The organism is Polaribacter sp. 2405UD43-2 (assembly GCF_058147125.1).
In genome coordinates, this window is sequence record NZ_JBYVJX010000090.1 from 1 (window position 1) to 239 (window position 239).

Consider the following 239-nt stretch of genomic DNA (forward strand, 5'->3'; position numbering starts at 1 on the left):
CAAGCCGGCCATTTCTTTCATACCCAAGATAAAAAGGAAGGTGGGCTTATGCGTTTTTGTGGCTACCCCGGATGGAAGTTAGCAAGTTTAGAGACAGCTGGACGGAGCTCCAAACTAAAAGATTTTGATTTATATACTTTAGATAAACCAGAACACTCTGTATTTAAGACACCTCATAAAATTGAGTTAGAAAAAAATGATAAGTTTGGTTATATGACTAAAAAATTAGGATGTGTTGG

General features: G+C 36.4%; 1 protein-coding gene. It reads left to right on the forward strand.

The annotated features are described in order from the left end of the window. The coding region (locus ACY2RX_RS14865) for a hypothetical protein (RefSeq protein ID WP_490104745.1) at window positions 1-239 on the forward strand (239 nt) is incomplete at both ends.